Here is a 24,531-nt window from a genome sequence, read left to right as displayed (position 1 = left end):
TATCGGGCCACGAAGCCATTTCATTTGAGCAAAGTCACACAAAATCCATTGTTATAAATTCCTGGTAACTAACCTCGATATTATAAAAAAAATCTAACAATCATTGTTTAAATAATTTAAACAAAGCATTTAAAAAACATCAGAATTAACGAGTTATTTTTGCTGGTAAATAAGTTGTCGAATAAGTCACATCATAAAAAACCTGTAGCGTTATGTTGGCCGCGAGATATTTTGCAAATTGAGGTCATAATGAAAAAGAAACTGGTTATTGCGCTGGGCGGTAATGCGTTATTACAGCGTGGAGAAGTACTGAGCGCGGAAAACCAACAGCGAAGCATTCAGGTTTTTGCACAAATGGTGACGACGCTGGCCCATGATTATCAACTGGTGATTGTGCATGGCAATGGACCTCAGGTGGGGTTACTGGCGTTACAGAACGCGGCGTACACGGAAGCACCTGCCTGGCCGCTGGATATTCTGGTCGCGGAAAGCCAGGGAATGATTGGCGTCGCCATCGCCCAGGCGCTGACGCAAAACGCAGGCGCCGCGCCGGTGACAACCCTGATGACACGTGTGGAAGTGGATCCACAGGATGAAGCATTTTGTACACCGGGCAAATACATCGGGCCGGTGTATCAACCAGAACAACAGGCTGAGCTGGAAAAACGTTACGGCTGGACGATGAAGGCGGATGGGCAGTACATTCGCCGGGTAGTTCCCTCCCCAATGCCGCAAGCTATCCTCGACAGCGAGGCGATTCAGGCGCTAATGGCAGCAGGACACACCGTGATTTGCTGTGGCGGCGGCGGCGTTCCGGTCGTGGCGCAGGGGAGCGGCTACCAGGGAACTGAAGCGGTGATCGATAAAGATCTGACGGCGGCAGTGCTGGCCCATGCCATCAACGCCGATCACCTGCTGATCCTGACCGATGCCGATGCCGTTTATGAACACTGGGGCACTGCGCAGGCGCGTGCATTGCGGCATGTCACGACAGAAGAGCTGGCGCCATTCGCTGCACCAGACGGCGCGATGGGTCCAAAGGCGGCGGCAGTGATCCAGTTTGTCAAACAAACCGGACGCAAGGCATTTATTGGCGCACTAAAAGATGCCCCGCAGATACTCGCTGGCGAAAAAGGGACGCTAGTGCATTGTTAATCAATCAAAACGGGCGCGTGCGCCCGTTTCTTTGATTCTCATAACCCTGCATATTCTGAAAACAGTGAATAATAAAGCCGGCGCTTTCATGCCGGCGTTGGTGGAGAGATCAATCAGAAGAAAACAGACTTATGGCATGTCGCTGTCGCCACCACATTTCCTCGTTTTAACACCATTAATCTTGTTGGCCGATCGAGAATAACGTCAGCCACTGTCTGGGTATCCAGCAGCACTAAATCCGCATCTTTACCCACTTCAAGACCATAACTTTTTAACCCCAGTGCCCTGGCAGGATTCGTTGTGAGCATAGAGATAACGGTTGACTGATCGTCAGCGCCGCCCAAATGGCAGGCCGGTAACGCCAGTTGGGCAATATCCAACAGATCGCCTGACCCATAAGGGGTAAAGGCATTGCGGATATTATTCGTCGCCAGGCACACGTTAACGCCACCGTCGCGCAACGCCCTGAGCGGGGTCACCGCACGACGCACATTATGAGTATCATTGCGGGCACCCATATGAAGATCGGTGGCAGGCAGGCACATTACGCTAATACCGGCGCTGCGAATTAACTCAATAATCTCATCACGTTTTGTCGGATCGACCGCCGCCAGGCTGGTTAAATGTCCAACGCTGACTCTTCCCTGATACCCTTCCTGAATGGTTTTATGCGCCAGATATTCGATGGTCATATTATCGGCGTTGTCGGCAAAATCCTGGTGAAAATCGAGATCTTTATCGAATTCTTTCGCAAGTTTAAAAACGTAGTCAATATGCTCATTCGCGGGCAAATCGTTATAAGGGATCCCTCCCACAACATCAGCCCCTTTCTTCATGGCCTCGACCATCATTTCCTTCATGCCATCAAGTTTTAAAATCCCTTCCTGAGGAAAGGCGACAACCTGAATATCAATAATATCTTTAAACTTATCCCGCAGCTCTAACACCACGTCAAAACCGGTGAATCCCTGAGAAGGATCAAATTCCGCATGCGCTCTGACATGCGTGCTGCCTGCCTGAACCAGCGCACGCAACACCTGAGTTGAACGTTCGAGAATATCTTCACGCGTAAAGGTTGGTTTCAGCGCCGCCGTGACGGCAATGGCTTCTTTCAACGTTCCGGAGCGATTGGCCTTACGGTTCATAATAAAAGCCTTTTCAAGATGCAAATGGCTTTCTACAAATCCGGGAAGCAGCACGTTTCCATTCCCCTGTACCTCCTGTTTTGCCGGAGCAGAAATTGACGGCGCAATTTCCGCAATCTTGCCATTTTTAATCGCAACATCAACGCGTGGTGAGCCATCTTTAATATTGACCTGACGAAAAATTAAGTCCATGACGTGTTCCTTCTAAACAAAGAATGAGAGAAGCAGGAGTAAAATGGTGCAACTACCCACGTACGGCAGGTTACCGCGTGAAACGTTAATAATGGGGATCTGGAACCCATAGGAGAGCGCTTGCATCGTGATATTGACCAGACTTAACTGGCTACCGAAACCCACCCCGATGGCGACCATACCAATCTGAATGGGGGTGAAGCCCAACGCAACCGTCACGGGGAGAACGAGAGTCAAAATAGATCCAACATAGGCGCCTGCCGGAACACCGATTAAAAAACCGGCAAGAACGGCAACCGGTACAACAATACCTGATGGCGCACTTTGTACTACACCCGCAATCGTCGTAAATGCACCTGTTTCACCGATGATATTGATAAATGTCAGGAACAAACCGACAGAGAATAAACGCGTCAGAATATATTGTGAACCATCAACCATCGCAGCAACAGATTTATTCAGGTCAAGACTGCTGCAAAAGTAAATCAGCGCAATCGTCACAATGGTATACAGTAAAGGACCAAACAGCGGCGTACCGATAAGTTCATTAACCATTGGCCCGGCAATAACCGCAAACAGCAAGAAAATAGCAGGAATAGTCAGACGCCATAACTGAGCATTACTCATGCTCTTCATTTCATCAGACTCTTCAGTGGTAAACAGCGCTTTACGACGACGTGTGCCAATAAACGCAATGATGATGCCAATCACGCAAAACAGCAGCCAGTATGGGCGCATGACTGCCACGTATTCGCCTACTGGTGTACCCGATAAACTGGAGACAATACTCGATTCCAGAGAAGCCGGAGAGGTTGTGAACGACGCAGCCGTCGCAATAGACATCCCTGCGATAACCTGAGGAATTACGCCCACTGCAGCAAATGCTAAAGGCGCAACGACCATTGCGCTACCGCCGCCAATACCAGACATATATGTCGCGGCAGCCTGCAGTATCACGATGAACGCGCCGATGAACTCAATGCGTCCACCGATTTTACGCCGAACCAAAGTCAATGCCGCGGTATATCCCCCGGCTTTAAACACCGCCGTCGCGACCGCGGAATTTAGAATAGGTACGGTGATAGCTAACATTTTTGGCACGGTATCCAGCATCATTTTACTGGTACCCGCAAGGCCGATTTGCCCTAATATCATTGCCGCCACGCCACCGGCTAAAGCGGCAACCAACATATCAACCTGTAAAAATAATAAACCCAGAATAAGAAACAGTGGAATAACTGTTACTACTTTGTAAAACCCTGTACCGGGCTGACCTTGTGCAATCCAGGATAAAAGACAGCACAAGGCAATGGCAATAAAAATGCCAACCGTTTTTCTGCTCATACAATCTCCGATCAAACAATAAACATTTGCGATATACGAAGAACTCGCTGTGGTTTTATATCGTGTTGAACACCCTACATTCTGTCTATCTTGCAGCGGGGATATTCCTGTATTAACGCGACGTTGATATTGATGATTATCACAAATGGGTATTACGTAAAAAATTCACACAATCAACCGGTGATTAATTAAAAATATTAACAAGCAAACCATGACAACGGACGGAATTCTGGGCATGATAATTTAATTATTTTCATGCCTGAAGAATCCCATAGAATAATAATAACGTGAAAATTTATTGTTTTATTAAGAATAACGACATGGGGAAAATATATGATATCAGACAGGGAATTATTGAGGTTCTTGTGGAAAGACGGGACGATGAAATTGATAAAAAAAGCCCCGGTCGAATTGACCAGGGCTTTAGTGACAGAAATAAATTACAGAACGTCGATCGCGTTCAGTTCTTTGAAAGCCTGCTCCAGACGGGTGATCATCGTTGCCTGACCAGCACGCAGCCATACGCGCGGATCGTAGTATTTCTTGTTCGGCTGATCTTCACCTTTCGGGTTGCCCAACTGACCCTGCAGATACGCTTCATTCGCTTTGTAGTAGTTCAGAACACCTTCCCAGGTCGCCCATTGGGTATCGGTATCGATGTTCATTTTCACTACGCCGTAGCTTACGGAGTCTTTGATTTCCTGAGCGGTAGAACCGGAACCACCGTGGAAGACGAAGTTCAGGCTGTTGTGCGGCAGATTGTGTTTCTTAGAAACATAGTCCTGAGAGTCGCGCAGAATGGTCGGGGTCAGAACCACGTTACCCGGCTTGTAAACGCCATGCACGTTACCGAAGGAAGCGGCGATGGTGAAACGCGGGCTGATTTTGCTCAGCTCGGTGTACGCGTAATCAACGTCTTCCGGCTGGGTGTACAGGGCAGAAGCATCCATGTGGCTGTTGTCCACACCATCTTCTTCACCACCGGTGCAACCCAGTTCGATTTCCAGGGTCATGCCAATTTTGGACATGCGCGCCAGGTATTTAGAGCAGATTTCGATGTTTTCGTGCAGTGACTCTTCAGACAGGTCGATCATGTGAGAAGAGAACAGTGGTTTACCGGTTGCAGCGAAGTGTTTTTCGCCCGCGTCCAGCAGACCGTCGATCCACGGCAGCAGTTTCTTCGCGCAGTGGTCAGTGTGCAGGATAACCGGAACACCGTAGTGCTCAGCCATCTGATGTACGTGATGCGCACCAGAGATCGCGCCCAGGATTGCCGCGCCCTGAGGAACGTCAGTTTTCACGCCTTTACCCGCGATGAACGCAGCGCCACCGTTAGAGAACTGCACGATGACCGGCGCTTTAACTTTTGCAGCGGTTTCCAGAACGGCGTTGATAGAGTCGGTACCGACACAGTTAACGGCTGGCAGAGCGAAGTTGTTTTCTTTTGCTACCTGGAAAACTTTCTGTACGTCATCACCGGTGATAACGCCAGGTTTTACGAAATCAAAAATTTTAGACATGTTACGAGTCCTGTATCTTCGGCCTTGGAAAGGGGTGCGTGCCACTAAAGCGCGCTGAAAATTGGGCAGGTTTCCCTGCCCATGAGTGTCTTACTTCTTAGCGCGCTCTTCGAGCATCGCTACTGCAGGCAGAACTTTACCTTCCACGAATTCGAGGAATGCGCCGCCGCCAGTGGAGATGTAGGAGATTTTGTCAGCAATACCGAACAGGTCGATAGCTGCCAGAGTGTCGCCGCCGCCTGCGATAGAGAACGCGTCGCTGTCTGCAATCGCGTTAGCCACGATTTCAGTCCCTTTACGGAAGTTCGGGAATTCAAACACGCCAACCGGGCCGTTCCACAGAATGGTTTTTGCATTCTTCAGAATTTCAGCGAGTTGATGTGCAGAAGCGTCGCCGATATCCAGGATCTGCTCGTCTTCTTTTACGTCATTTACAGATTTCAGCGTGGCTGCAGCGCTTTCAGAGAACTCGGTCGCGACGCGAACGTCAGTCGGAACCGGGATATCGCAAGTGGTCAGCAGACGTTTGGCTTCATCAACCAGATCGGCTTCGTACAGGGATTTGCCCACATTGTGGCCCTGAGCGGCAACGAAGGTGTTCGCGATGCCGCCGCCAACGATCAGCTGGTCAGCGATTTTGGACAGAGAGTCCAGAACGGTCAGTTTGGTAGAAACTTTAGAACCGCCCACGATAGCCACCATCGGACGAGCCGGCTCTTTCAGCGCTTTACCCAGCGCGTCCAGTTCTTCTGCCAGCAGCGGACCGGCGCACGCGACGTCAGCAAATTTGCCGATACCATGGGTGGAAGCCTGCGCACGGTGAGCCGTACCAAAGGCGTCCATCACGAACACGTCGCACAGCGCGGCGTATTTTTTGGACAGCGCTTCGTCGTCTTTCTTCTCGCCTTTGTTAAAGCGAACGTTTTCCAGAACCACCAGTTCACCGGCAGCCACTTCAACGCCGTCGAGGTAATCTTTTACCAGGCGAACCGGGTTAGACAGTTTGTCTTTCAGGTAATTAACAACCGGCAGCAGAGAGAATTCTTCGTTGTACTCGCCTTCGGTAGGACGACCCAGGTGGGAAGTTACCATGACTTTAGCACCCTGTTTCAGGGCCAGTTCGATGGTCGGCAGAGAAGCACGGATACGTGCATCACTGGTCACTTTCCCTTCTTTAACTGGTACGTTCAGATCCGCACGGATAAAAACACGTTTACCAGCAAGATCCAAATCGGTCATCTTGATTACAGACATGGTGAATCCTCTCGTTGATTCTTGATAAAGTTTTGCAGACGCCTTCGCGCCCTACCTGAAACCTTTTGCAGCCATCGCTAACGTGGTGTCGAGCATTCTGTTAGCGAAGCCCCATTCATTGTCACACCAGACCAGTGTCTTAATAAGGTGCGCGCCACTGACCCGGGTTTGTGTGCCATCGACAATGGCGCTATGCGGGTCATGATTAAAATCGACTGAGACCAACGGTAATTCCGTATAGTCAACTATATCATGAAATGCACCTTGTGCCGCTTTTTGCAGCAACTGGTTGACTTCATTAGCTTTTACGGGCTTCATCACCGTCACGCTTAAGTCGATTGCCGTGACGTTTATCGTCGGTACCCGCACCGCAATCGCTTCAAAACGATCGTTAAACTGCGGGAAAATACGGGTGATGCCAGCCGCCAGTTTGGTATCCACCGGAATGATCGACTGACTCGCCGCGCGCGTACGACGCAGGTCAGGATGGTATGCATCAATAACCTGCTGATCGTGCATCGCGGAGTGAATGGTCGTCACCGTACCGGATTCAATGCCATAGGCATCATCCAATAATTTGATAATGGGAATAATACAATTCGTGGTGCAGGAAGCATTGGAGACGATACGGTGCTCCGCACGCAGTTGATCCTGATTGACACCAAATACCACGGTGGCGTCGAGATCGTTACTGCCAGGATGTGAAAAGAGCACTTTCTTCGCGCCAGCGGCGATATGCGCCTCGCCGTGTTCGCGGTTCCCGTAGACGCCCGTACAGTCCAGCACGATATCAACGCCCAGCTCGCGCCAGGGTAGCGCGTCAAGCGAGGACTCATGCAGAATGCGAATCGCGTCGTCGCCAACCATGAGCTGCTCGCGCTCCTGGCGAACGTCCCATGCAAAACGTCCATGGCTGGTGTCATATTTCAACAAATGCGCCATGCCCGAGGCATCCGCCAGTTCATTGATTGCCACCACGGTGATTTCCGCCCGACGTCCGGATTCATATAAAGCACGAACCACATTACGTCCGATGCGACCGAAGCCATTAATCGCTACGCGTACGGTCATAGATCTCCTGCAAGGCTATCCCGATTCAGATGTGGCTGACAGAGTAATCCAGCGCATCCTTCAGGGAAACCTTACCTGTCGCAAACTGCGACTGATTGATTATTTGTCGAACATTTAATCGACTGAAACGCTTCAGCTAGAATAAGCGAAACGGGGAATAAAAGGAATGATTGTCCAGTCGAAGAAGACAGTTATCTGACATACATCACATTTCAGGGCTCACTGCCGTGGAATTTATTCCAGAATCGCGAATAAGCATCGCAAGATCTTTTCGGTGCCGTGTTTGAACACTGGCTTGCCGTTTGTCGTAACAGAGGCACCAGCGTAGTTGCAATCAGTCATGACGCTGCTTTTATCCAGCGTCACTTCTCACGGGTTGTTCGACTCCATAATAAAACGCTCACGCAATCCGATACGCTCCCGACGCCGTCATCTCCAGAGTAAGATCGGCTGGTCGACTGTTCTCCAGAACACGCTCCACATTCGGTCCGTCTGTACGCGTGTAAAACGCCTCGGCGTCGGCGGTCGATAATCCTCCGGCCAGTTTGCGCCCCACCAGCCGCGCACGCAGAGCCTCCGCTGGCGCGCGAATGAACAGGGAATAATCACAGAACGCCGCCAGCGCCCGCCATCTTTCATCATCCCGTAGCAGCCAGTTGCCTTCCACAATGACAATCGGCGCGCTCACCACAATCGCGTCTTCGACCGGATCGTGCTTTTGCCGGTCATATTGCGGCCAGGTCCCTTCGCCTTCTCTAATCTGGTGCAGATTCTGCGCCAGTTTTTCAACGTCGAACGTCTCTGGCGCCCCTTTGTACGCACGCAGATGGTGAGTGTCCAGCCAGTCATTGTAATGATGGAAACCATCCATCGGCAGCGTCTGGATCTCCGGCAAAGAGGGATCCTGATGAGAAAGCCATTCCCAGAACGTGGTCAGTGTGGATTTCCCGGTCCCTGGCGGCGCGCTCAGAAACACAATCGTGCGTAGCCTGGCGTTCACGGAATGGACGTTTGCCAGTCGTTGTAATAACGGTTTATGAACGTTCTCTATCTCATCATCATGATAATGGGCTTCAACCCGCAACCCGTTGACCATCAGTCCGATTTTCACGGTGTTAATTCCTTCAAAATTGTCGTCACCGCCAGCGTCATTGCCGTCTTGACCATTGCGGTAAAACGCACCTCAGACCACGCCGCAAAGTCAGCAAATTTCATCGACTCCAGCGCGCTATATAAGGTCGTATTCCGGGTGATACTGTTGACGTTGCTGATGAAATCCCAGGTGATGTCATCAGCAAATTCCGGGCTTTCATCCTGTTCGCTGACATACTGATAAAACTGAGAAAAATGCGTAATGTCGGCATAAAGCCATTTGTCCATTTTTCCCAGCGCATAAATCAGGCGTAGCGCAACATCAATATCATCAAGCGGCCCACTCTGGGCAAGTAACGGCTTTACTGCATATTCCACAATCTCTTCATCGTTATCGACAAATAGCGACGGCAGAAAGCGCTTAATACCCTGTAGCAAAATGGAATGTGCCGTCGTCATAAACGAAAGTAAGTTATGTTGAGCATCCAGTTGCTCCAGCACATCGTCTTCTGTCAGCGTCGTCATTTGTTTCCCGATCAATCACCATGAATGCAGAGAGTCTATTATATTACACGTTCGATCCGCGCCGCCGATCAGTAAAGTTTGCGTGCGCACTCCCTTCGCGACCTGCTGGATCCCATTTACAAGATCGCCGCGGGTCACCCCCGTCGCGCTAAAGAGGACGTTATTCCCCGCCACCAGCTCATCAAGCGTATAGACCCGATTGACCTCGACGCCCATTTCCGCGCAGCGCTGGCGCTCCCGGGCGGCAATCAGACGATGCTCTGCGGTGTCTCCTTTTGCTTCACAAAAATCGATCAGCTCGGCCTGCATATCGCCCCCCAACGCTTTCACCGCGCAGGCAGATATCACGCCTTCTGGCGCACCGCCAATGGTATACATCAGGTCATAAGGGTTATCCTGCAAACAGGCCAGAACACTGGCCGCCACATCGCCATCAGGCAGAGCAAAGACTTTCACCCCTAACTGCGTGGCTTCGGCAATCGCCGGCTGAAGTCGCGGTTTATCAAGCGTGGCCATGCGCAGTCGATCCAGCGGTTTGCCCAGCGCTTTCGCCACATGACGCAGATTGTCCGCCAGTGGCCGCGCCAGATTAATCACCCCTTTCGCCTGCCGGTTAACAACCAGCTTTTTCATGTACATATCAGGGGCATGTAACAAACTTCCCCGCGGCGCAAACGCCATGACCGCCAGCGCATTGCTCTGCCCCATCGCAACCATCCGGGTACCTTCAATGGGATCGACGGCGATATCAACCTCCGGTCCGCTGCCGCAGCCAACTTCTTCGCCAATCCACAACATCGGCGCGTGATCAATCTCGCCCTCACCAATGACGATGCGCCCGCGAATGGCAATATCATTCAGGGCCGAGCGCATCGCGCTGACCGCCAGGTCATCGATTTTGTTCTTGTCGCCGCAGCCGGTTTGCGGCCAGGCAGCCAGCGCTGCCTGCTCCGTGATGCGAAATAGCGGCCATGCCAACGACTTCATGCCGCCGCCTCCCCAATATCCACGCCAAACTGCGCCAGCAGGTATCTTTCCGCCTTTTCGTTCCAGATACCGTGCGTCTGGGCAACCAACAGCGCCAGTTCCCTGAACAACGGATCGGTTTTGCCTTTCTCGGCGAAATCAGCAATGGCCGTCAGCGGCATCGTCACACCGTTATAGATAAGCTTCTTGCCGCCCGGAATATCCGGCAAGTTCAACACGGTATCAGGCACCGCATCGAGACCGCCAATATGGGTCACCATAAACGACGGCTGAAGCTGGCCCGTTGCGCTCAGCGCAATCGCCTCTTTCATATCATCAGTAGAACCGCCGGAGGTTCCGACCACGTGTGTACTGTTGTAATGCACGTTGTAAAAATTAAAGGGGACTTTAAAGCGACTCTCTGTCGGACCGGCGAAGAAGTTCAGGCAACCGTCTTCTGCCAGAATATCGTCAGCCATCTCCACGACGGCCGGCACGGCGGCATAGACAAAAACATCATCGAACCCGACTCCGCCCGTTAATTCACGCAGTTGCGTTGCAGGGTCAGCCATTCCAGACGAATTTACATAGATGAGTTCGATTCCCTTACCCGCGGCCAGTTCGACCGGGAGCAGCTTTTTAGCCTGATCCAGACGCGTCTCATCGATATCCACGACCACTACGCGCGACGGTTGGATCCCGCCGTTAATGGCATAATCAATCGCCCCTATCCCCATTGGCCCGGCGCAGGCTAAAAGGGCAACATTGCCACCAGGCTTAATTCCCATGCGATGCTCATAAACATAAGGCGTTGTATGATAATTCGCCTTATAGGCGCCAATAATGCAGCACATCGGTTCTGCCAGCGACGCGGCCGCAAAATAAGAACCGTGGTACGGCAATACACACCCCAGATTTACCGCGACTTCAGGAATAATCATATACGTGGCATTACCACCGAAATATTCGTAGCTGTATCCCGCAGAATAACCACTCGGCAATCCCATTGCGGGTTGTAAAACAAAACGCTGCCCTTTCTTATATTTCCCAGTCAGGTTTTTTCCCACTTCGACAATGATCCCGGCGCATTCATGACCGGTAATCACCGGGTGATTTTCCAGGTCATCAGGAACACGCTTATGTTCACTGGCTAATTTTGCGGCCTTCCAGGTGGATAAGCATACGCTGTCGGAAATCACGCTGACTAACAGTTCATTTTCCGTAATTTCAGGTAATTCAAACTCACGGATACGGACATCCTGTTTGCCATATATTGCAGCAACTTTCGTTTTCATATTTACTCCAGGAACCAGAAATGCTAATTCGACGTTAAGTGATTAAATAAATCGTCAAGGAGCGGGTCGCCAATATAATTTTTTATCAACACCAGGGGCTTATTACTGACTCGCTTAACGCGCCCCTCAAGGCTGGCGTGAGTCACGATAATATCGGCATCATCAGGAACATTTTCGATGGCGTAATGTTTGACATCGATAGACAACCCGGCTTTTTCCAGACGCTTACGAAACGTCGTTGCCCCCATCGCACTGGACCCCATGCCTGCATCACAGACAAAGGCGATACGTTTGACATTGCGATATGAAAAGTTGCCTTCCTGCTTCATGGCTTTGACGGCGTCAGCGGATTCGCTGAAGGCATCTTTGCTTTCGACTTCGCTATTTTTCTCCATTTTCAGAATGAAGGAGGTAATGACAAAGGTCACCACTGTTCCCGCCGTGACACCCGCAATCGTGGCAAGGAAAGCGCCTTTTGGCGTCAATGCCAGATAAGCGAAAATCGATCCAGGACTGGGCCCCGCAACCAGGCCGCCACCTAACAGATTAAAGACCCATGTTCCGCTCATTCCCCCGGCAATCATGCCGATCAGGGTCAGGGGCTTCATCAGCACATACGGGAAGTAGAGTTCGTGGATACCCCCCAGAAAATGGATAATCATAGCGCCGGGGGCAGATTTCTTCGCCATCCCTTTACCAAAGAAGGCAAACGCCAGCAGTAAACCTAAACCGGGGCCAGGGTTCGACGCCACCATGAAGAAGATGGATTTTCCCGTCTCCGAGGCCTGCTGCATGCCCAGCGGATAATAAACGCCCTGGTCGATCGCATTATTCAGAAAAAGAATTTTCGCGGGTTCGTTAATCAATGAGAGCAGTGGCAGATAACCCGCATGCACCAGTGATTCAATGCACTCTTTGACAAAGTTATTGGCAATGAGTACCGCCGGGCCAATGACTTCAAACCCCAGCAGGCACAACAACATCCCGGCGATGCCTAAAGAGAAGTTATTAATCACCATCTCAAAACCTGCGGGAATACGCTGGTCCAGCAGGCGATCGATGTATTTAATCACCAGACCACCCAATGGCCCCATGATCATTGAACCGAGGAACATCGGGATATCCGCGCCAATAATCACGCCGATAGTACCGATTCCCCCCATCACCGCCCCACGCTTCCCGCCCACCAGATGTCCGCCGGTGGAGCCAATCATCACGGGTAGCAAATAGGTAATCATCGGGCCGACTATTTTGGCGAAATGCTCATTGGGCATCCATCCGGTCGGAATAAATAAGGCAGTAATTAAACCCCAGGCAATAAAAGCACCGATATTAGGGATGACCATTGCAGTCAAAAATCCCCCAAAAGCCTGGACCTTTGCACGAGCAGACTTGTGTTCCATGATAATATCCTGTCGAGGAGAAAATGATTATGCGCTGGCGATAATATCCGCCAGCTGTTTTTCTGATTTAGCAGCAAATAATGCTGCCAGGTTTTCCTCTTCACATAATAGTTCGCTTAAAGCCTGGATAGCGCCGATATGTGAATCGGCATTCGCCGCTGATAACCCGATGAGTAATTTTATGGGTTCGTCATCTTCGGCAAACTGCACTTCTTGTTTAAGTAACGTTAATGACATGCCTGTTTTTAAAGCACCACATTCCGGGCGAGCATGAGGCATAGCCACACCGGGAGCCAGAATATAATAAGGACCATTGTTTATCGTCGAATCTTTTATAGCCTGAATATAGTTCGCATTGACATAATGATTCGCCAGCAATGATGACATGGAAAAATCAATGGCTTCCTGCCAGTTCTTTGCCACCGGTTTTATTGAAATAGAAGCTTCAGGAAAATAGTCAATCAACCGCATAAATTATCCTTATTTTATTTTTAGGGTACAACTTATCGCTAAAAACAAAATACGCGTGCGGCAAAATGAAATCAATCAAGGGGAAAACAGAGGCAGAGAAAAGGGGCAATAATGCAAATCATTAAAAAACAGATCGTTATGATTAAAAATAAAAATAGCAAGAGCAGTTATGTGATGCACATTGCAAATAACCAAACTCACTAAATATCAATTTTGTGAAGCATATCTACAATAAGCACTTGCCTGAGTGAAAATAATTTTCTTTTTAGATGATAACGGGCCGCCGAAGCGACCCGTTAGAGGCTGTTGAAATGATTACAGCAGCGCTTTTGCCTTCGCAACCACGTTGTCGACGGTGAAGCCAAACTCTTCGAACAGCAGCTCTGCCGGCGCAGACTCACCGAAGGTGGTCATGCCAACAATCGCGCCGTTCAGGCCCACATATTTGAACCAGTAGTCAGCGATACCGGCTTCCACTGCCACGCGAGCGGTAACCGCTTTCGGCAGAACGGATTCACGGTAAGCGGCATCCTGCTTGTCGAACGCGTCGGTAGACGGCATGGAGACCACGCGCGCTTTCACGCCTTCTGCGGTCAGTTTGTCCCATGCGGCAACCGCCAGTTCAACTTCAGAACCGGTCGCGATGAAGATAAGCTCTGGCTGGCCTGCGCAATCTTTCAGTACGTAGCCACCGCGCGCGATGTTCGCCAGTTGCTCTGCAGTACGCTCCTGCTGCGCTAGGTTCTGACGGGAGAGGATCAGCGCGGTCGGACCGTCCTGACGCTCAACACCGTACTTCCACGCCACCGCGGATTCAACCTGGTCACACGGACGCCATGTGCTCATGTTCGGCGTGACGCGCAGAGAAGCCACCTGCTCTACCGGCTGGTGAGTCGGGCCATCTTCGCCCAGACCGATGGAGTCGTGGGTGTAAACCATCACCTGACGCTGTTTCATCAGCGCAGCCATACGCACCGCGTTACGGGCATATTCCACGAACATCAGGAAGGTGGAGGTGTACGGCAGGAAACCGCCGTGCAGCGCGATACCGTTGGCAATCGCGGTCATACCGAATTCACGCACACCATAATGGATGTAGTTACCGGCGGTATCTTCGTTAATGGCTTTCGAACCAGACCAGATAGTCAGGTTAGACGGCGCGAGGTCAGCGGAGCCGCCGAGGAACTCAGGAAGCAGCGGGCCGAAGGCTTCGATCGCATTCTGAGAGGCTTTACGGCTGGCGATTTTCGCCGGGTTGGCCTGCAGCTTCGCGATGAATTCGTTCGCTTTCGCGTCGAAATCAGACGGCATTTCGCCTTTCATACGACGGGTAAATTCAGCGGCTTCCTGCGGGAAGACTTTCGCATAGGCAGCGAACTTCTCGTTCCACGCGGATTCTTTCGCCTGGCCTGCTTCTTTCGCATCCCACTGAGCATAGATTTCAGACGGGATTTCGAACGGCGCGTATTTCCAGCCCAGCTGTTCGCGGGTCAGTGCGATTTCGGCGTCGCCCAGCGGCGCACCGTGGGAGTCGTGGGTGCCGGCTTTGTTCGGGGAACCGAAACCGATGATGGTTTTGCACATCAGCAGGGACGGTTTGTCGGTCACTTTACGCGCTTCTTCTACCGCACGTTTGATAGCGTCAGCATCATGACCGTCAACGCCGCGAACGACGTGCCAGCCGTAGGCTTCGAAACGCTTCGCGGTATCGTCAGTGAACCAGCCTTCAACGTGACCATCGATGGAGATACCGTTGTCATCATAGAACGCCACCAGCTTGCCCAGTTTCAGGGTACCGGCCAGAGAACATACCTCGTGAGAGATACCTTCCATCATGCAGCCGTCGCCCATGAACGCATAGGTGTAATGGTCAACGATGTCATGGCCCGGACGGTTGAACTGTGCCGCCAGTGTTTTTTCAGCGATAGCCATACCGACTGCGTTAGCAATCCCCTGACCCAGCGGACCCGTGGTGGTTTCAACACCGGCGGTGTAACCCACTTCCGGGTGACCCGGGGTTTTGGAATGCAACTGACGGAAGTTTTGCAGCTCAGACATCGGCAGATCGTAACCGGTGAGGTGCAGCAGGCTGTAAATCAACATGGAGCCGTGACCGTTGGACAGGACGAAGCGGTCACGATCGGCCCAGGACGGGTTGCTTGGGTTGTGGTTCAGGAAATCACGCCACAGGACTTCGGCAATGTCAGCCATACCCATCGGGGCACCCGGGTGACCGGATTTGGCTTTCTGTACTGCGTCCATGCTCAGCGCACGAATAGCATTGGCAAGCTCTTTACGTGAGGACATTTTGACTCCAGATCGGATGATGAAGGCCATACCCGCAACGACTTGACGACAGCGCGTTTTGGGCTACGCCGGAAAAAAGTGCCAACAATGTAACCCAAGCCGCCTGTCATGTACATGGAGCATCCTTTTGCCGCTTCAGAAATCTCCGGATCACACTCGCATGTTGCGCAATCTGCTCGCCCGCTTGTTGTTCTTTTCTTTATACTTAGCGTGAGCGCTGATTCATCTGCAAATAGCGCACTTTTAGAACAATCCTCATTTCGTGTGGAAGAAAAATCATGAAGATTCGCGCGTTACTGCTTGCTATGGGCATGGCGACGGTGCTGACCGGCTGCCAGAATATGAACTCTAATGGACTGCTCTCCTCGGGAGCCGAGGCGTTTCAGGCCTACAGCCTGAGCGACGCGCAGGTTATCGCGTTAAGCAATCAGGCCTGTACGGAAATGGATAGTAAAGCGACCATCGCGCCTGCCGGCAGCGAGTACGCGAAGCGCCTGAGTAAAATCGCCACGGCGCTCGGCGATAACATCAACGGACAAGCGGTCAATTACAAGGTCTACATGGCGAAAGACGTAAACGCCTTCGCGATGGCGAATGGCTGTATTCGCGTGTATAGCGGCCTGATGGACATGATGACGGATAACGAAGTCGAAGCGGTAATTGGCCATGAAATGGGACACGTTGCGCTCGGACACGTGAAGAAAGGCATGCAGGTGGCGCTGGGCACCAACGCCGTTCGCGCCGCCGCGGCCTCTGCGGGTGGGATCGTCGGTAGCCTGTCGCAATCACAGCTCGGCGATCTGGGGGAAAAACTGGTGAACTCGCAGTTCTCCCAGCGTCAGGAATCGGAAGCGGACGACTACTCGTACGATTTGTTGCGCAAACGTGGTATCAATCCGGCGGGTCTTGCCACCAGCTTTGAAAAGCTGGCAAAACTGGAAGCGGGTCGTCAGAGTTCCATGTTTGACGATCACCCGGCATCGGCAGAACGTGCGCAGCATATTCGCGATCGCATGAGCGCAGACGGGATCAAGTAACCATTGAACAGCGCCGGATGGCGGCGTAAACGCCTTATCCGGCCTACAGAACAACAAATTTAGTCCGGTGATCGGGCGTTATTGGCGAAGCCAGTGTGGTAGGCCGGATAAGATGCGTTAGCATCACCATCCGGCACTTAGCCCGTTACTCGCCTTTCTTCGCCGCCTGGATGTACAGCATCTCCAGCGCCAGCGTGGCCGCCGCCAGGGCGGTAATTTCGGACTGGTCGTAAGCCGGTGCCACTTCCACCACGTCCATCCCCACGATGTTCAGATCTTTCAGACCACGTACCAGCTTGATAGCGCGATCGGAGGTCAGACCGCCAATCACCGGCGTACCGGTCCCCGGCGCGAATGCCGGATCCAGGCAGTCGATATCAAAGGTCAGATAGACCGGCATGTCACCGACAATCTGCTTCACCTGAGCGATGATGTCATCAACACCGCGATCGTTCACCTGGCACGCGTCCAGCACGGTAAAGCCGTTGTCTTTGTCAAACTCCGTACGAATACCGATCTGCACAGAGTGATTCGGGTCGATCAGACCTTCGTTCGGCGCGGTGTAGAACATCGTGCCGTGGTCGAACTCACAGCCGTTCGCATAGGTGTCGGTGTGGGCATCGAAATGCACCAGCGCCATTTTGCCAAAGTGTTTTGCGTGCGCACGCAGCAGCGGCAGCGTTACAAAGTGGTCACCACCAAAAGAGAGCATACGTTTACCGGCCGCCAGCAGTTTCTCTGCGTGCGCCTGCAGTTTTTCGCTCATTTCACGCGCGTCGCCAAAGGCGTAAACCAGATCGCCGCAGTCCACAACGTTCAGACGCTCACGCATGTCGAAGTTCCACGGGAAGCGGTTGTGTTCCCAGGCCAGATTCGTTGACACCTGACGGATTGCCGCTGGGCCGTGACGTCCACCCGCGCGACCGGACGTCGCCATGTCAAACGGCACGCCAGTGATCACCCAGTCAGCGTCGCTGTCGTACGGCTGGAAGTTCATCGGAAGACGTAAAAAACCAAACGCGTTAGAAACCAGAGAGTTATCGTACTGATGACCTAAGGTGCTCATGGCAAAAACCTCATATTCGTCGATATAAAAAAACCCTCCCGCGTCGTTAGGCCCGACGAGAAAGGGTTTGATTCGTAAACACAGTAATTAGCTAAATTATCGCTGCTTAATTGCCCAGGTTCAAGTCACCCGGGCATCAGCCATTATTCATCTTCGAGATACGTATAGCCGTACAGACCCGCCTCGAACTCTTCGAGGAACTGCTGCTGCAACGCATCATCCAGATCGGTCTGTTTCACCTGATCGCGGAAGTGCGTCAGCAACGTTTTCGGATCCAACTGCACGTATTGCAGCATGTCCGCCACGGTATCCCCTTCATCCGACAGCTCAACTTCCACGCTGCCGTCCGGGAAGACAAACACGTCAACCGCTTCTGTATCACCGAACAGGTTGTGCATATTACCGAGGATCTCCTGATACGCACCGACCATGAAGAAACCGAGCATTGGCGGGTTATCCGGATCGTACTCCGGCATCGGCATGGTGGTCGCAATGCCGTCGCCGTCGATGTAGTGATCGATAGCGCCGTCGGAATCACAGGTGATGTCCAGCAGCACCGCACGACGTTCAGGCACCTGATCCAGCCCTTCCAGCGGCAAGACCGGGAACAGTTGATCGATACCCCACGCATCCGGCATCGACTGGAACAGCGAGAAGTTGACGTACATTTTGTCCGCCATGCGCTCCTGCAGTTCATCGATGATCGGACGGTGCGCGCGGTTTTGCGGATCCAGTTGTTTCTGCACTTCGTGACACATGCTTAAGTAAAGCTGTTCCGCCCACGCACGCTCCTGCAGGCTGAAGGTGCCGGAAGAGTAGCCGATGTGGATATCGTGCAGATCCATCTGGCTGTCGTGCAACCATTCACGCAGCGAGCGACGGGTGCCCGGTTCGTGCATCTCCTGCCAGGTTTCCCACATGCTTTGCAGCGCACGTGGCGCATCGTCAGCCGGGGCGACAGGCACGGTATATTCGTTACGCTCAACGCCGATGATGTTGGACACCAGCACCGTGTGGTGCGCGGTAACCGCACGACCAGACTCGGTGATCACCGTCGGATGCGGCAGGCCATTTTCCTCACAGGCATCGCCAATCGCCCAGATGATGTTGTTGGCGTACTCATTCAGGCCGTAGTTCACCGAGCAGTCAGACTGCGAGCGGGTACCTTCGTAGTCCACGCCCAGACCGCCGCCGACGTCGAAACACTGAATATCGACGCCCAGCTTATGCAGCTCAACATAGAACCGCGCGGACTCACGCACGCCGGTGGCGATGTCGCGAATATTCGCCATCTGCGAACCGAGATGGAAATGCAGCAGTTGCAGGCTATCGAGACGCCCGGCTTCGCGCAGGGTTTCCACCAGTTGTAGTACCTGCGTTGCCGCCAGACCGAATTTGGATTTTTCGCCGCCGGAGGACTGCCATTTACCGGAGCCCTGCGATGCCAGACGCGCACGCACGCCCAGACGCGGAATGACATTCAGACGTTCGGCTTCATCCAGCACAATCGCGATTTCAGACATCTTCTCGATGACCAGATAGACCTTGTGGCCCATCTTCTCGCCGATCAGCGCCAGACGGATGTATTCACGGTCCTTATAGCCGTTACACACGATCACGGAACGGGTCATCCCGGCATGCGCCAGGACCGCCATCAGTTCAGCTTTGGAACCGGCTTCCAGCCCCAGCGGTTCGCCAGAGTGGATGAGGGATTCGATTACACGACGATGCTGGTTAACCTTGATCGGATAGACCAGGAAATAGTCACCGTTGTAGCCGTACGACTCGCGCGCGCGTTTGAACGCGGCGTTAATGGAGCGCAGGCGGTGTTGCAGGATCTGTGGGAAGCAAAACAGTGCAGGCAGGCGTTGCCCCTGCGCTTCGCGCGCTTTCACCAGCTTAGCGAGATCGACGCACGCGTGCGGTACGTCCGGGTCCGGGCACACGCTAATGTGACCCAACTCATTGACGTCATAGTAGTTATTGCCCCACCAGGCAATATTGTAAGTACGCAGCATCTTGCTGGCTTCCTGGGAGCTCATTGCAACCTCCTGCATGGAGCGTAGTACACCCTGTCCGCCTGCTGACGAAGGCGAACCCAAAGACATGTCGTCAGACATAGCGAACCTCAAATTTTAGTAACAAGTGTAAAACAGTTGACTACTATCGCAATCCGAAGAGGCGATAACAACCCATAAACAGTCGGATTTCCCAGCATAACGTGCTGGTACTCCGCCTGAGCGACCGGTTTCTTTTTCATATCATTGTAAAACACGTAACCGAACTTACGTATGACAGTTCGGCGAAACCACGAGAAAACTCTTGTTTACACAAGAGCGCCCTTGTTCAGTCCTTAGTGCCTGTTACCGGCTCTGGAGTCCTGAGAAGCGCCGAGATGGGTATAACATCGGCAGGTATGCAAAGCAGAGATGCAAATTGCGGGGGACAGACACACACCAGAACGGTGCGACAGATTCAGCAGAATACAACGGTTCATTATCTCTTATCACCTCCACGGTCGCTCCATCAGGAACGAACCCACAAGCCAAAGCTACGTTTTAACCCGGCTGGAAGTGGCGACACGAAGAAAACGTCGTGTGCTTTTTGTCTATCCAAAATAATTCGAGTTGCAGGAAGGCGGCAACGCAGTGAGTCCCCGGGAGCTTACATGAGTAAGTGACTGGGGCGAACGAGGAAGCCAACGCACATGCAACTTGAAGTATGACGGATATGAGCCGCGCGCCGCGTTTTATACCGACAACACGGTAAAAAAGCAAAACATAAATGCGCACATTGCCAGCAGTGTCTGCAAAAATTTCCACCAGCGTTTTCAACACAGTGAGACCTGATTCAAAAAATAGTGGAAATCGGGTGAAGAAGTGACCTAAAATAGCCATCCAGATGTTAATCCATCCATACTGATTAACACTCAGACTGCCAGTGTCACTAACCTGCAGGCCTTGGTAGAATCTTCTGCTTTGGCTTTTCCACACAACAGTTTGAGCTAACCAAATTCTCCTTAGGTGAAATAAAACATGGCAAAACACCTTTTTACGTCCGAGTCCGTATCAGAAGGGCATCCTGACAAAATCGCTGACCAAATCTCTGATGCCGTGCTGGATGCTATTCTGGAACAGGATCCGAAAGCGCGCGTCGCGTGTGAGACCTACGTAAAAACCGGCATGGTTTTAGTCGGCGGTGAAATCACCACCAGCGCATGGGTTGATATCGAAGAGATCACACGTAACACCGTGCGCGAAATTGGCTATGTGCATTCCGACATGGGCTTTGATGCCAACTCGTGTGCTGTCCTGAGCGCCATTGGTAAGCAGTCCCCGGATATCAACCAGGGCGTTGACCGTGCCGATCCGCTGGAACAGGGCGCAGGCGACCAGGGCCTGATGTTTGGCTATGCCACCAACGAAACCGAGGTACTGATGCCCGCGCCGATCACCTACGCACACCGTCTGGTGCAGCGTCAGGCTGAAGTGCGTAAGAACGGTACCCTGCCGTGGCTGCGTCCGGATGCGAAAAGCCAGGTCACGTTCCAGTACGACGACGGCAAAATTGTCGGCATCGATGCTGTAGTGCTCTCCACCCAGCATGCGGAAGATATCGATCAGGCCTCACTGAAAGAAGCGGTGATGGAAGAGATCATCAAGCCGGTTCTGCCGACCGAATGGCTGAACTCTGCCACCAAATTCTTCATCAACCCGACCGGCCGTTTTGTTATCGGCGGGCCAATGGGTGACTGCGGTCTGACCGGTCGTAAGATCATCGTTGATACCTACGGCGGCATGGCGCGTCACGGCGGCGGCGCATTCTCCGGTAAAGATCCATCGAAAGTTGACCGCTCTGCGGCCTACGCTGGACGCTATGTCGCGAAAAACATCGTTGCCGCAGGTCTGGCCGATCGCTGTGAAATTCAGGTTTCCTACGCGATCGGCGTGGCAGAACCAACGTCCATCATGGTGGAAACCTTCGGTACCGAGAAAGTGCCTACTGAGCAACTGACGCTGCTGGTTCGCGAGTTCTTCGACCTGCGTCCGTACGGCCTGATTCAGATGCTGGATCTGCTGCACCCGATCTACAAAGAGACCGCCGCTTACGGTCACTTTGGTCGCGAACATTTCCCGTGGGAAAAAACCGACAAAGCGCAGGTACTGCGCGAGGCTGCCGGTCTGAAATAAGCGACCGACATCCGTAACTTAAGGCCAGCCTCGTGCTGGCCTTTTGCATTTCTGCGCGAGGCATCTGTCGGGTGGCGGTTGCGCCTTACCCGACCTACAACCCCTGGACTCATAGGCCGGGTAAGGCGCAACCGCCACCCGGCAAAAAACGACAAACCGTAGTCCCATTGATCCGTAGGCCGGATAAGCGCAGCGCCATCCGGCAAAACCCGCCAAATGAAACCGCTTACACCAACCTAGAAAAGCCTCGCTTTCAGATTAATCCCTTTTCATGTTCTGCATTCATCTGCTGTTACATTTTATTTCAGTTAAGTCTGAAACTGCGCCAAACGGGATGCACATCAACAGAATTAACACTATATTTTCAGAGCGTTAATAAAACTGACAGTCCACACTCAGTGTAACCGATTACACTAACGTGATAACAGTCACATATTTTTACGTCGTACTCACCTACCCTAATTATCAACAAAACTGATAACCCAACCGGAGGGCATAATGCCTGACAATAAAAAACAGGGGCGTTCCAATAAGGCGATGACTTTTTTTGTCTGCTTCCTTGCAGCCCTGGCAGGATTACTTTTTGGCCTGGATATCGGCGTTATCGCTGGCGCATTACCGTTTATCACGGATGAATTCCAGATCTCCGCCCACACCCAGGAGTGGGTCGTTAGCTCCATGATGTTTGGCGCAGCGGTCGGTGCCGTCGGCAGCGGCTGGCTCTCCTTCAGGCTCGGGCGTAAGAAAAGCCTGATGATCGGCGCGATTCTGTTTGTTGCCGGGTCCCTGTTCTCCGCTGCGGCGCCGAACGTTGAAGTGCTGATCCTCTCCCGCGTTCTGCTGGGGCTGGCCGTCGGCGTAGCCTCGTACACCGCCCCGCTGTACCTGTCTGAGATCGCACCGGAAAAAATTCGCGGCAGCATGATCTCTATGTACCAGTTGATGATCACCATCGGGATCCTCGGCGCCTATCTGTCAGATACCGCCTTCAGCTACAGCGGCGCATGGCGCTGGATGCTGGGCGTGATTATCATCCCGGCAATTCTGCTGCTGATCGGCGTCTTCTTCCTGCCGGACAGCCCGCGCTGGTTTGCCGCGAAACGTCGCTTTGTCGATGCCGAACGCGTGCTGCTACGTCTGCGTGATACCAGCGCGGAAGCCAAACGCGAGTTAGATGAGATCCGCGAAAGTTTGCAGGTGAAACAAAGCGGTTGGGCGCTGTTCAAAGAGAACAGCAACTTCCGTCGTGCAGTGTTCCTTGGCGTGCTGTTGCAGGTGATGCAGCAGTTCACCGGGATGAACGTCATCATGTATTACGCGCCAAAAATCTTTGAAATGGCGGGTTACACCAATACGTCCGAGCAGATGTGGGGCACCGTGATTGTCGGTCTGACCAACGTGCTGGCCACCTTTATCGCGATTGGCCTGGTTGACCGCTGGGGTCGTAAACCGACGCTGACGCTGGGCTTCCTGGTGATGGCGGCCGGAATGGGGATCCTCGGGACGATGATGCATGTCGGCATCCACTCGCCGTCCGCGCAGTACTTTGCTATCGCGATGCTGCTGATGTTCATCATTGGTTTCGCCATGAGTGCCGGTCCGCTGATTTGGGTGTTGTGTTCTGAAATCCAGCCGCTGAAAGGCCGCGACTTCGGTATCACCTGCTCGACCGCCACCAACTGGATTGCCAACATGATTGTCGGCGCGACGTTCCTGACCATGCTGCAAAACCTCGGTAACGCGAATACCTTCTGGGTCTACGCGGGTCTGAATGTGCTGTTTATCCTGCTGACGCTGTGGCTGGTTCCGGAAACCAAACACGTCTCGCTGGAACACATCGAACGTAACCTGATGAAAGGTCGTAAGCTGCGCGAAATCGGCGCGCACGATTAATCCGCCCTTTGCGTCCTCCCCACGGGAGGACGTCTTCCTCTTGCAGTCCCGTCCCTGTCGCACTATTCTCTGCCGTTATGAAAACCGCCCGTCTCCCTATCGCCGTCCAGCAAGCCGTTATGCGCAGCCTGCGGGAAAATCTCGCTCAGGCTAACCTGAAGCTTGGCCGCAGTTATCCCGAACCAAAGCTGGTGTATCAGCAGCGCGGCACCTCTGCCGGCACCGCCTGGCTGGAGAGTTACGAAATTCGCCTCAATCCGGTGCTATTGATGGAAAACGTCGAGGCGTTTATCGAGGAAGTGGTACCGCACGAACTGGCGCATTTACTGGTGTGGAAGCGATTTGGCCGGGTTGCGCCGCACGGTAAAGAGTGGAAGTGGATGATGGAAAGCGTGCTCGGCGTCCCCGCACGCCGCACGCACCAGTTCGAACTCGAATCGGTACGCCGCAACACTTTCCCTTACCGCTGTCGGTGTCAGGAGCATCAGTTAACTATCCGTCGCCATAATCGTGTTGTGCGTGGCGAAGCCACCTACCGCTGCGTTCACTGCGGCGAACCCTTAGTGCCGCTTAAATAATCAGAACTATCAGGAACTTTCCTGATC

General features: G+C 52.6%; 22 protein-coding genes and 1 pseudogene. 6 read left to right on the top strand and 17 right to left on the bottom strand.

Annotated elements, in window-relative coordinates; genetic code table 11:
- Window positions 1-249 precede the first annotated feature (249 nt).
- Window positions 250-1,155 carry a carbamate kinase gene (locus F384_RS26000; protein ID WP_046497320.1) on the top strand — a complete coding sequence of 302 codons (906 nt, stop codon included), beginning with the start codon at window positions 250-252 and terminating at the stop codon, window positions 1,153-1,155.
- Window positions 1,156-1,268: 113 nt separating this feature from the next.
- On the opposite strand, the gene F384_RS25995 is transcribed toward F384_RS26000, so the two are convergent.
- The 5 genes from F384_RS25995 to epd all read right to left on the bottom strand — a co-directional run bounded on the left by F384_RS25995 (window position 1,269) and on the right by epd (window position 7,681).
- Window positions 1,269-2,492 (bottom strand): amidohydrolase family protein, encoded by a 1,224-nt coding sequence (locus F384_RS25995; RefSeq protein ID WP_046497316.1) that lies wholly within the window; start codon window positions 2,490-2,492, stop codon window positions 1,269-1,271.
- Between the two features lie 12 nt (window positions 2,493-2,504).
- On the bottom strand, window positions 2,505-3,836 hold the full coding sequence (locus F384_RS25990) for a hypothetical protein (protein WP_046497314.1): 1,332 nt from the start codon (window positions 3,834-3,836) through the stop codon (window positions 2,505-2,507).
- Between the two features lie 440 nt (window positions 3,837-4,276).
- Window positions 4,277-5,356, bottom strand: a complete 1,080-nt coding sequence (fbaA, locus tag F384_RS25985) for a class II fructose-bisphosphate aldolase (protein WP_046497308.1) — start codon at window positions 5,354-5,356, stop codon at window positions 4,277-4,279.
- 90 nt (window positions 5,357-5,446) lie between these two features.
- Window positions 5,447-6,610 carry a phosphoglycerate kinase gene (gene pgk / locus F384_RS25980; protein ID WP_046497306.1) on the bottom strand — a complete coding sequence of 388 codons (1,164 nt, stop codon included), beginning with the start codon at window positions 6,608-6,610 and terminating at the stop codon, window positions 5,447-5,449.
- A 51-nt stretch (window positions 6,611-6,661) separates the two neighbouring features.
- Complete coding sequence (gene epd, locus F384_RS25975) at window positions 6,662-7,681, bottom strand: erythrose-4-phosphate dehydrogenase (protein WP_046497303.1); 1,020 nt, start codon at window positions 7,679-7,681, stop codon at window positions 6,662-6,664.
- Window positions 7,682-7,960: 279 nt separating this feature from the next.
- Here epd and F384_RS29625 point away from each other — a divergent pair.
- Window positions 7,961-8,125 (top strand): annotated as a pseudogene (locus F384_RS29625) (ABC transporter ATP-binding protein); the annotation flags it as partial.
- On the opposite strand, the gene F384_RS25970 reads toward F384_RS29625, so the two are convergent.
- From F384_RS25970 to tkt, 7 genes are all read right to left on the bottom strand, one after another.
- A complete protein-coding gene (locus F384_RS25970; RefSeq protein WP_046497299.1) occupies window positions 8,082-8,792 on the bottom strand; it encodes a nucleoside/nucleotide kinase family protein in 711 nt (236 codons plus the stop codon). The pseudogene F384_RS29625 and the gene F384_RS25970 overlap by 44 nt on opposite strands.
- Window positions 8,789-9,298: an MltR family transcriptional regulator gene (locus F384_RS25965; protein ID WP_046497288.1), complete on the bottom strand. Its 510-nt coding sequence runs from the start codon at window positions 9,296-9,298 to the stop codon at window positions 8,789-8,791. The genes F384_RS25970 and F384_RS25965 overlap by 4 nt, the downstream gene beginning before the upstream one ends.
- Before the next feature lie 15 nt (window positions 9,299-9,313).
- Window positions 9,314-10,285, bottom strand: coding sequence for a class II fructose-bisphosphatase (glpX, locus tag F384_RS25960; RefSeq protein ID WP_046497286.1), 972 nt, complete (start codon window positions 10,283-10,285; stop codon window positions 9,314-9,316).
- Window positions 10,282-11,559, bottom strand: coding sequence for a zinc-binding dehydrogenase (locus F384_RS25955; RefSeq protein WP_046497283.1), 1,278 nt, complete (start codon window positions 11,557-11,559; stop codon window positions 10,282-10,284). Before F384_RS25955 ends, glpX begins: the two co-directional genes overlap by 4 nt.
- A gap of 23 nt (window positions 11,560-11,582) precedes the next feature.
- On the bottom strand, window positions 11,583-12,962 hold the full coding sequence (locus F384_RS25950; RefSeq protein ID WP_046497280.1) for a PTS mannitol transporter subunit IICB: 1,380 nt from the start codon (window positions 12,960-12,962) through the stop codon (window positions 11,583-11,585).
- A gap of 27 nt (window positions 12,963-12,989) precedes the next feature.
- Window positions 12,990-13,433 (bottom strand): PTS mannitol transporter subunit IIA, encoded by a 444-nt coding sequence (gene cmtB / locus F384_RS25945; RefSeq protein ID WP_046497279.1) that lies wholly within the window; start codon window positions 13,431-13,433, stop codon window positions 12,990-12,992.
- Window positions 13,434-13,748: 315 nt separating this feature from the next.
- Window positions 13,749-15,740, bottom strand: coding sequence for a transketolase (gene tkt, locus F384_RS25940; RefSeq protein ID WP_046497276.1), 1,992 nt, complete (start codon window positions 15,738-15,740; stop codon window positions 13,749-13,751).
- A gap of 278 nt (window positions 15,741-16,018) precedes the next feature.
- Here tkt and F384_RS25935 point away from each other — a divergent pair, with 278 nt between their 5' ends.
- Window positions 16,019-16,777 (top strand): M48 family metallopeptidase, encoded by a 759-nt coding sequence (locus F384_RS25935; RefSeq protein ID WP_046497275.1) that lies wholly within the window; start codon window positions 16,019-16,021, stop codon window positions 16,775-16,777.
- Window positions 16,778-16,922: 145 nt separating this feature from the next.
- On the opposite strand, the gene speB is transcribed toward F384_RS25935, so the two are convergent.
- The 5 genes from speB to F384_RS30545 form a co-directional block, all read right to left on the bottom strand.
- Window positions 16,923-17,843 carry an agmatinase gene (speB, locus tag F384_RS25930; RefSeq protein ID WP_002434404.1) on the bottom strand — a complete coding sequence of 307 codons (921 nt, stop codon included), beginning with the start codon at window positions 17,841-17,843 and terminating at the stop codon, window positions 16,923-16,925.
- Window positions 17,844-17,986: 143 nt separating this feature from the next.
- Window positions 17,987-19,963 (bottom strand): biosynthetic arginine decarboxylase, encoded by a 1,977-nt coding sequence (gene speA, locus F384_RS25925; RefSeq protein ID WP_052746994.1) that lies wholly within the window; start codon window positions 19,961-19,963, stop codon window positions 17,987-17,989.
- Window positions 19,964-19,971: 8 nt separating this feature from the next.
- Entirely contained in the window at window positions 19,972-20,103 is a 132-nt protein-coding gene (yqgB, locus tag F384_RS29620) for an acid stress response protein YqgB (protein WP_052746993.1), read from the bottom strand.
- 93 nt (window positions 20,104-20,196) lie between these two features.
- Window positions 20,197-20,340, bottom strand: coding sequence for a hypothetical protein (locus F384_RS30700; RefSeq protein WP_319424429.1), 144 nt, complete (start codon window positions 20,338-20,340; stop codon window positions 20,197-20,199).
- Between the two features lie 61 nt (window positions 20,341-20,401).
- Complete coding sequence (locus F384_RS30545) at window positions 20,402-20,740, bottom strand: hypothetical protein (protein WP_155404036.1); 339 nt, start codon at window positions 20,738-20,740, stop codon at window positions 20,402-20,404.
- Window positions 20,741-20,878: 138 nt separating this feature from the next.
- Here F384_RS30545 and metK point away from each other — a divergent pair, with 138 nt between their 5' ends.
- From metK to F384_RS25905, 3 genes are all read left to right on the top strand, one after another.
- Window positions 20,879-22,033 carry a methionine adenosyltransferase gene (gene metK, locus F384_RS25915; RefSeq protein WP_046497269.1) on the top strand — a complete coding sequence of 385 codons (1,155 nt, stop codon included), beginning with the start codon at window positions 20,879-20,881 and terminating at the stop codon, window positions 22,031-22,033.
- 498 nt (window positions 22,034-22,531) lie between these two features.
- A complete protein-coding gene (gene galP / locus F384_RS25910) occupies window positions 22,532-23,926 on the top strand; it encodes a galactose/proton symporter (RefSeq protein WP_046497268.1) in 1,395 nt (464 codons plus the stop codon).
- Window positions 23,927-24,003: 77 nt separating this feature from the next.
- Window positions 24,004-24,504: a SprT family zinc-dependent metalloprotease gene (locus F384_RS25905; RefSeq protein ID WP_052746992.1), complete on the top strand. Its 501-nt coding sequence runs from the start codon at window positions 24,004-24,006 to the stop codon at window positions 24,502-24,504.
- Window positions 24,505-24,531 lie beyond the last annotated feature (27 nt).

Origin of the sequence: Citrobacter amalonaticus Y19 (assembly GCF_000981805.1) — a bacterium.
Lineage (GTDB): Bacteria > Pseudomonadota > Gammaproteobacteria > Enterobacterales > Enterobacteriaceae > Citrobacter_A > Citrobacter_A amalonaticus_C.
This window is presented reverse-complemented; position numbering and strand designations above follow the sequence as displayed.

What these genes read in the sequence shown, in the direction of transcription:
- F384_RS26000 (WP_046497320.1), top strand. Translation starts at nt 250, where the DNA reads ATGAAAAAGAAACTGGTTATTGCGCTGGGCGGTAATGCGTTATTACAG.
- F384_RS25995 (WP_046497316.1), bottom strand. Translation starts at nt 2,492, where the DNA reads ATGGACTTAATTTTTCGTCAGGTCAATATTAAAGATGGCTCACCACGC.
- F384_RS25990 (WP_046497314.1), bottom strand. Translation starts at nt 3,836, where the DNA reads ATGAGCAGAAAAACGGTTGGCATTTTTATTGCCATTGCCTTGTGCTGT.
- fbaA (WP_046497308.1), bottom strand. Translation starts at nt 5,356, where the DNA reads ATGTCTAAAATTTTTGATTTCGTAAAACCTGGCGTTATCACCGGTGAT.
- pgk (WP_046497306.1), bottom strand. Translation starts at nt 6,610, where the DNA reads ATGTCTGTAATCAAGATGACCGATTTGGATCTTGCTGGTAAACGTGTT.
- epd (WP_046497303.1), bottom strand. Translation starts at nt 7,681, where the DNA reads ATGACCGTACGCGTAGCGATTAATGGCTTCGGTCGCATCGGACGTAAT.
- F384_RS25965 (WP_046497288.1), bottom strand. Translation starts at nt 9,298, where the DNA reads ATGACGACGCTGACAGAAGACGATGTGCTGGAGCAACTGGATGCTCAA.
- glpX (WP_046497286.1), bottom strand. Translation starts at nt 10,285, where the DNA reads ATGAAGTCGTTGGCATGGCCGCTATTTCGCATCACGGAGCAGGCAGCG.
- F384_RS25955 (WP_046497283.1), bottom strand. Translation starts at nt 11,559, where the DNA reads ATGAAAACGAAAGTTGCTGCAATATATGGCAAACAGGATGTCCGTATC.
- F384_RS25950 (WP_046497280.1), bottom strand. Translation starts at nt 12,962, where the DNA reads ATGGAACACAAGTCTGCTCGTGCAAAGGTCCAGGCTTTTGGGGGATTT.
- cmtB (WP_046497279.1), bottom strand. Translation starts at nt 13,433, where the DNA reads ATGCGGTTGATTGACTATTTTCCTGAAGCTTCTATTTCAATAAAACCG.
- tkt (WP_046497276.1), bottom strand. Translation starts at nt 15,740, where the DNA reads ATGTCCTCACGTAAAGAGCTTGCCAATGCTATTCGTGCGCTGAGCATG.
- F384_RS25935 (WP_046497275.1), top strand. Translation starts at nt 16,019, where the DNA reads ATGAAGATTCGCGCGTTACTGCTTGCTATGGGCATGGCGACGGTGCTG.
- speB (WP_002434404.1), bottom strand. Translation starts at nt 17,843, where the DNA reads ATGAGCACCTTAGGTCATCAGTACGATAACTCTCTGGTTTCTAACGCG.
- speA (WP_052746994.1), bottom strand. Translation starts at nt 19,963, where the DNA reads ATGTCTGACGACATGTCTTTGGGTTCGCCTTCGTCAGCAGGCGGACAG.
- yqgB (WP_052746993.1), bottom strand. Translation starts at nt 20,103, where the DNA reads ATGAAAAAGAAACCGGTCGCTCAGGCGGAGTACCAGCACGTTATGCTG.
- F384_RS30700 (WP_319424429.1), bottom strand. Translation starts at nt 20,340, where the DNA reads ATGAACCGTTGTATTCTGCTGAATCTGTCGCACCGTTCTGGTGTGTGT.
- F384_RS30545 (WP_155404036.1), bottom strand. Translation starts at nt 20,740, where the DNA reads ATGGCTATTTTAGGTCACTTCTTCACCCGATTTCCACTATTTTTTGAA.
- metK (WP_046497269.1), top strand. Translation starts at nt 20,879, where the DNA reads ATGGCAAAACACCTTTTTACGTCCGAGTCCGTATCAGAAGGGCATCCT.
- galP (WP_046497268.1), top strand. Translation starts at nt 22,532, where the DNA reads ATGCCTGACAATAAAAAACAGGGGCGTTCCAATAAGGCGATGACTTTT.
- F384_RS25905 (WP_052746992.1), top strand. Translation starts at nt 24,004, where the DNA reads ATGAAAACCGCCCGTCTCCCTATCGCCGTCCAGCAAGCCGTTATGCGC.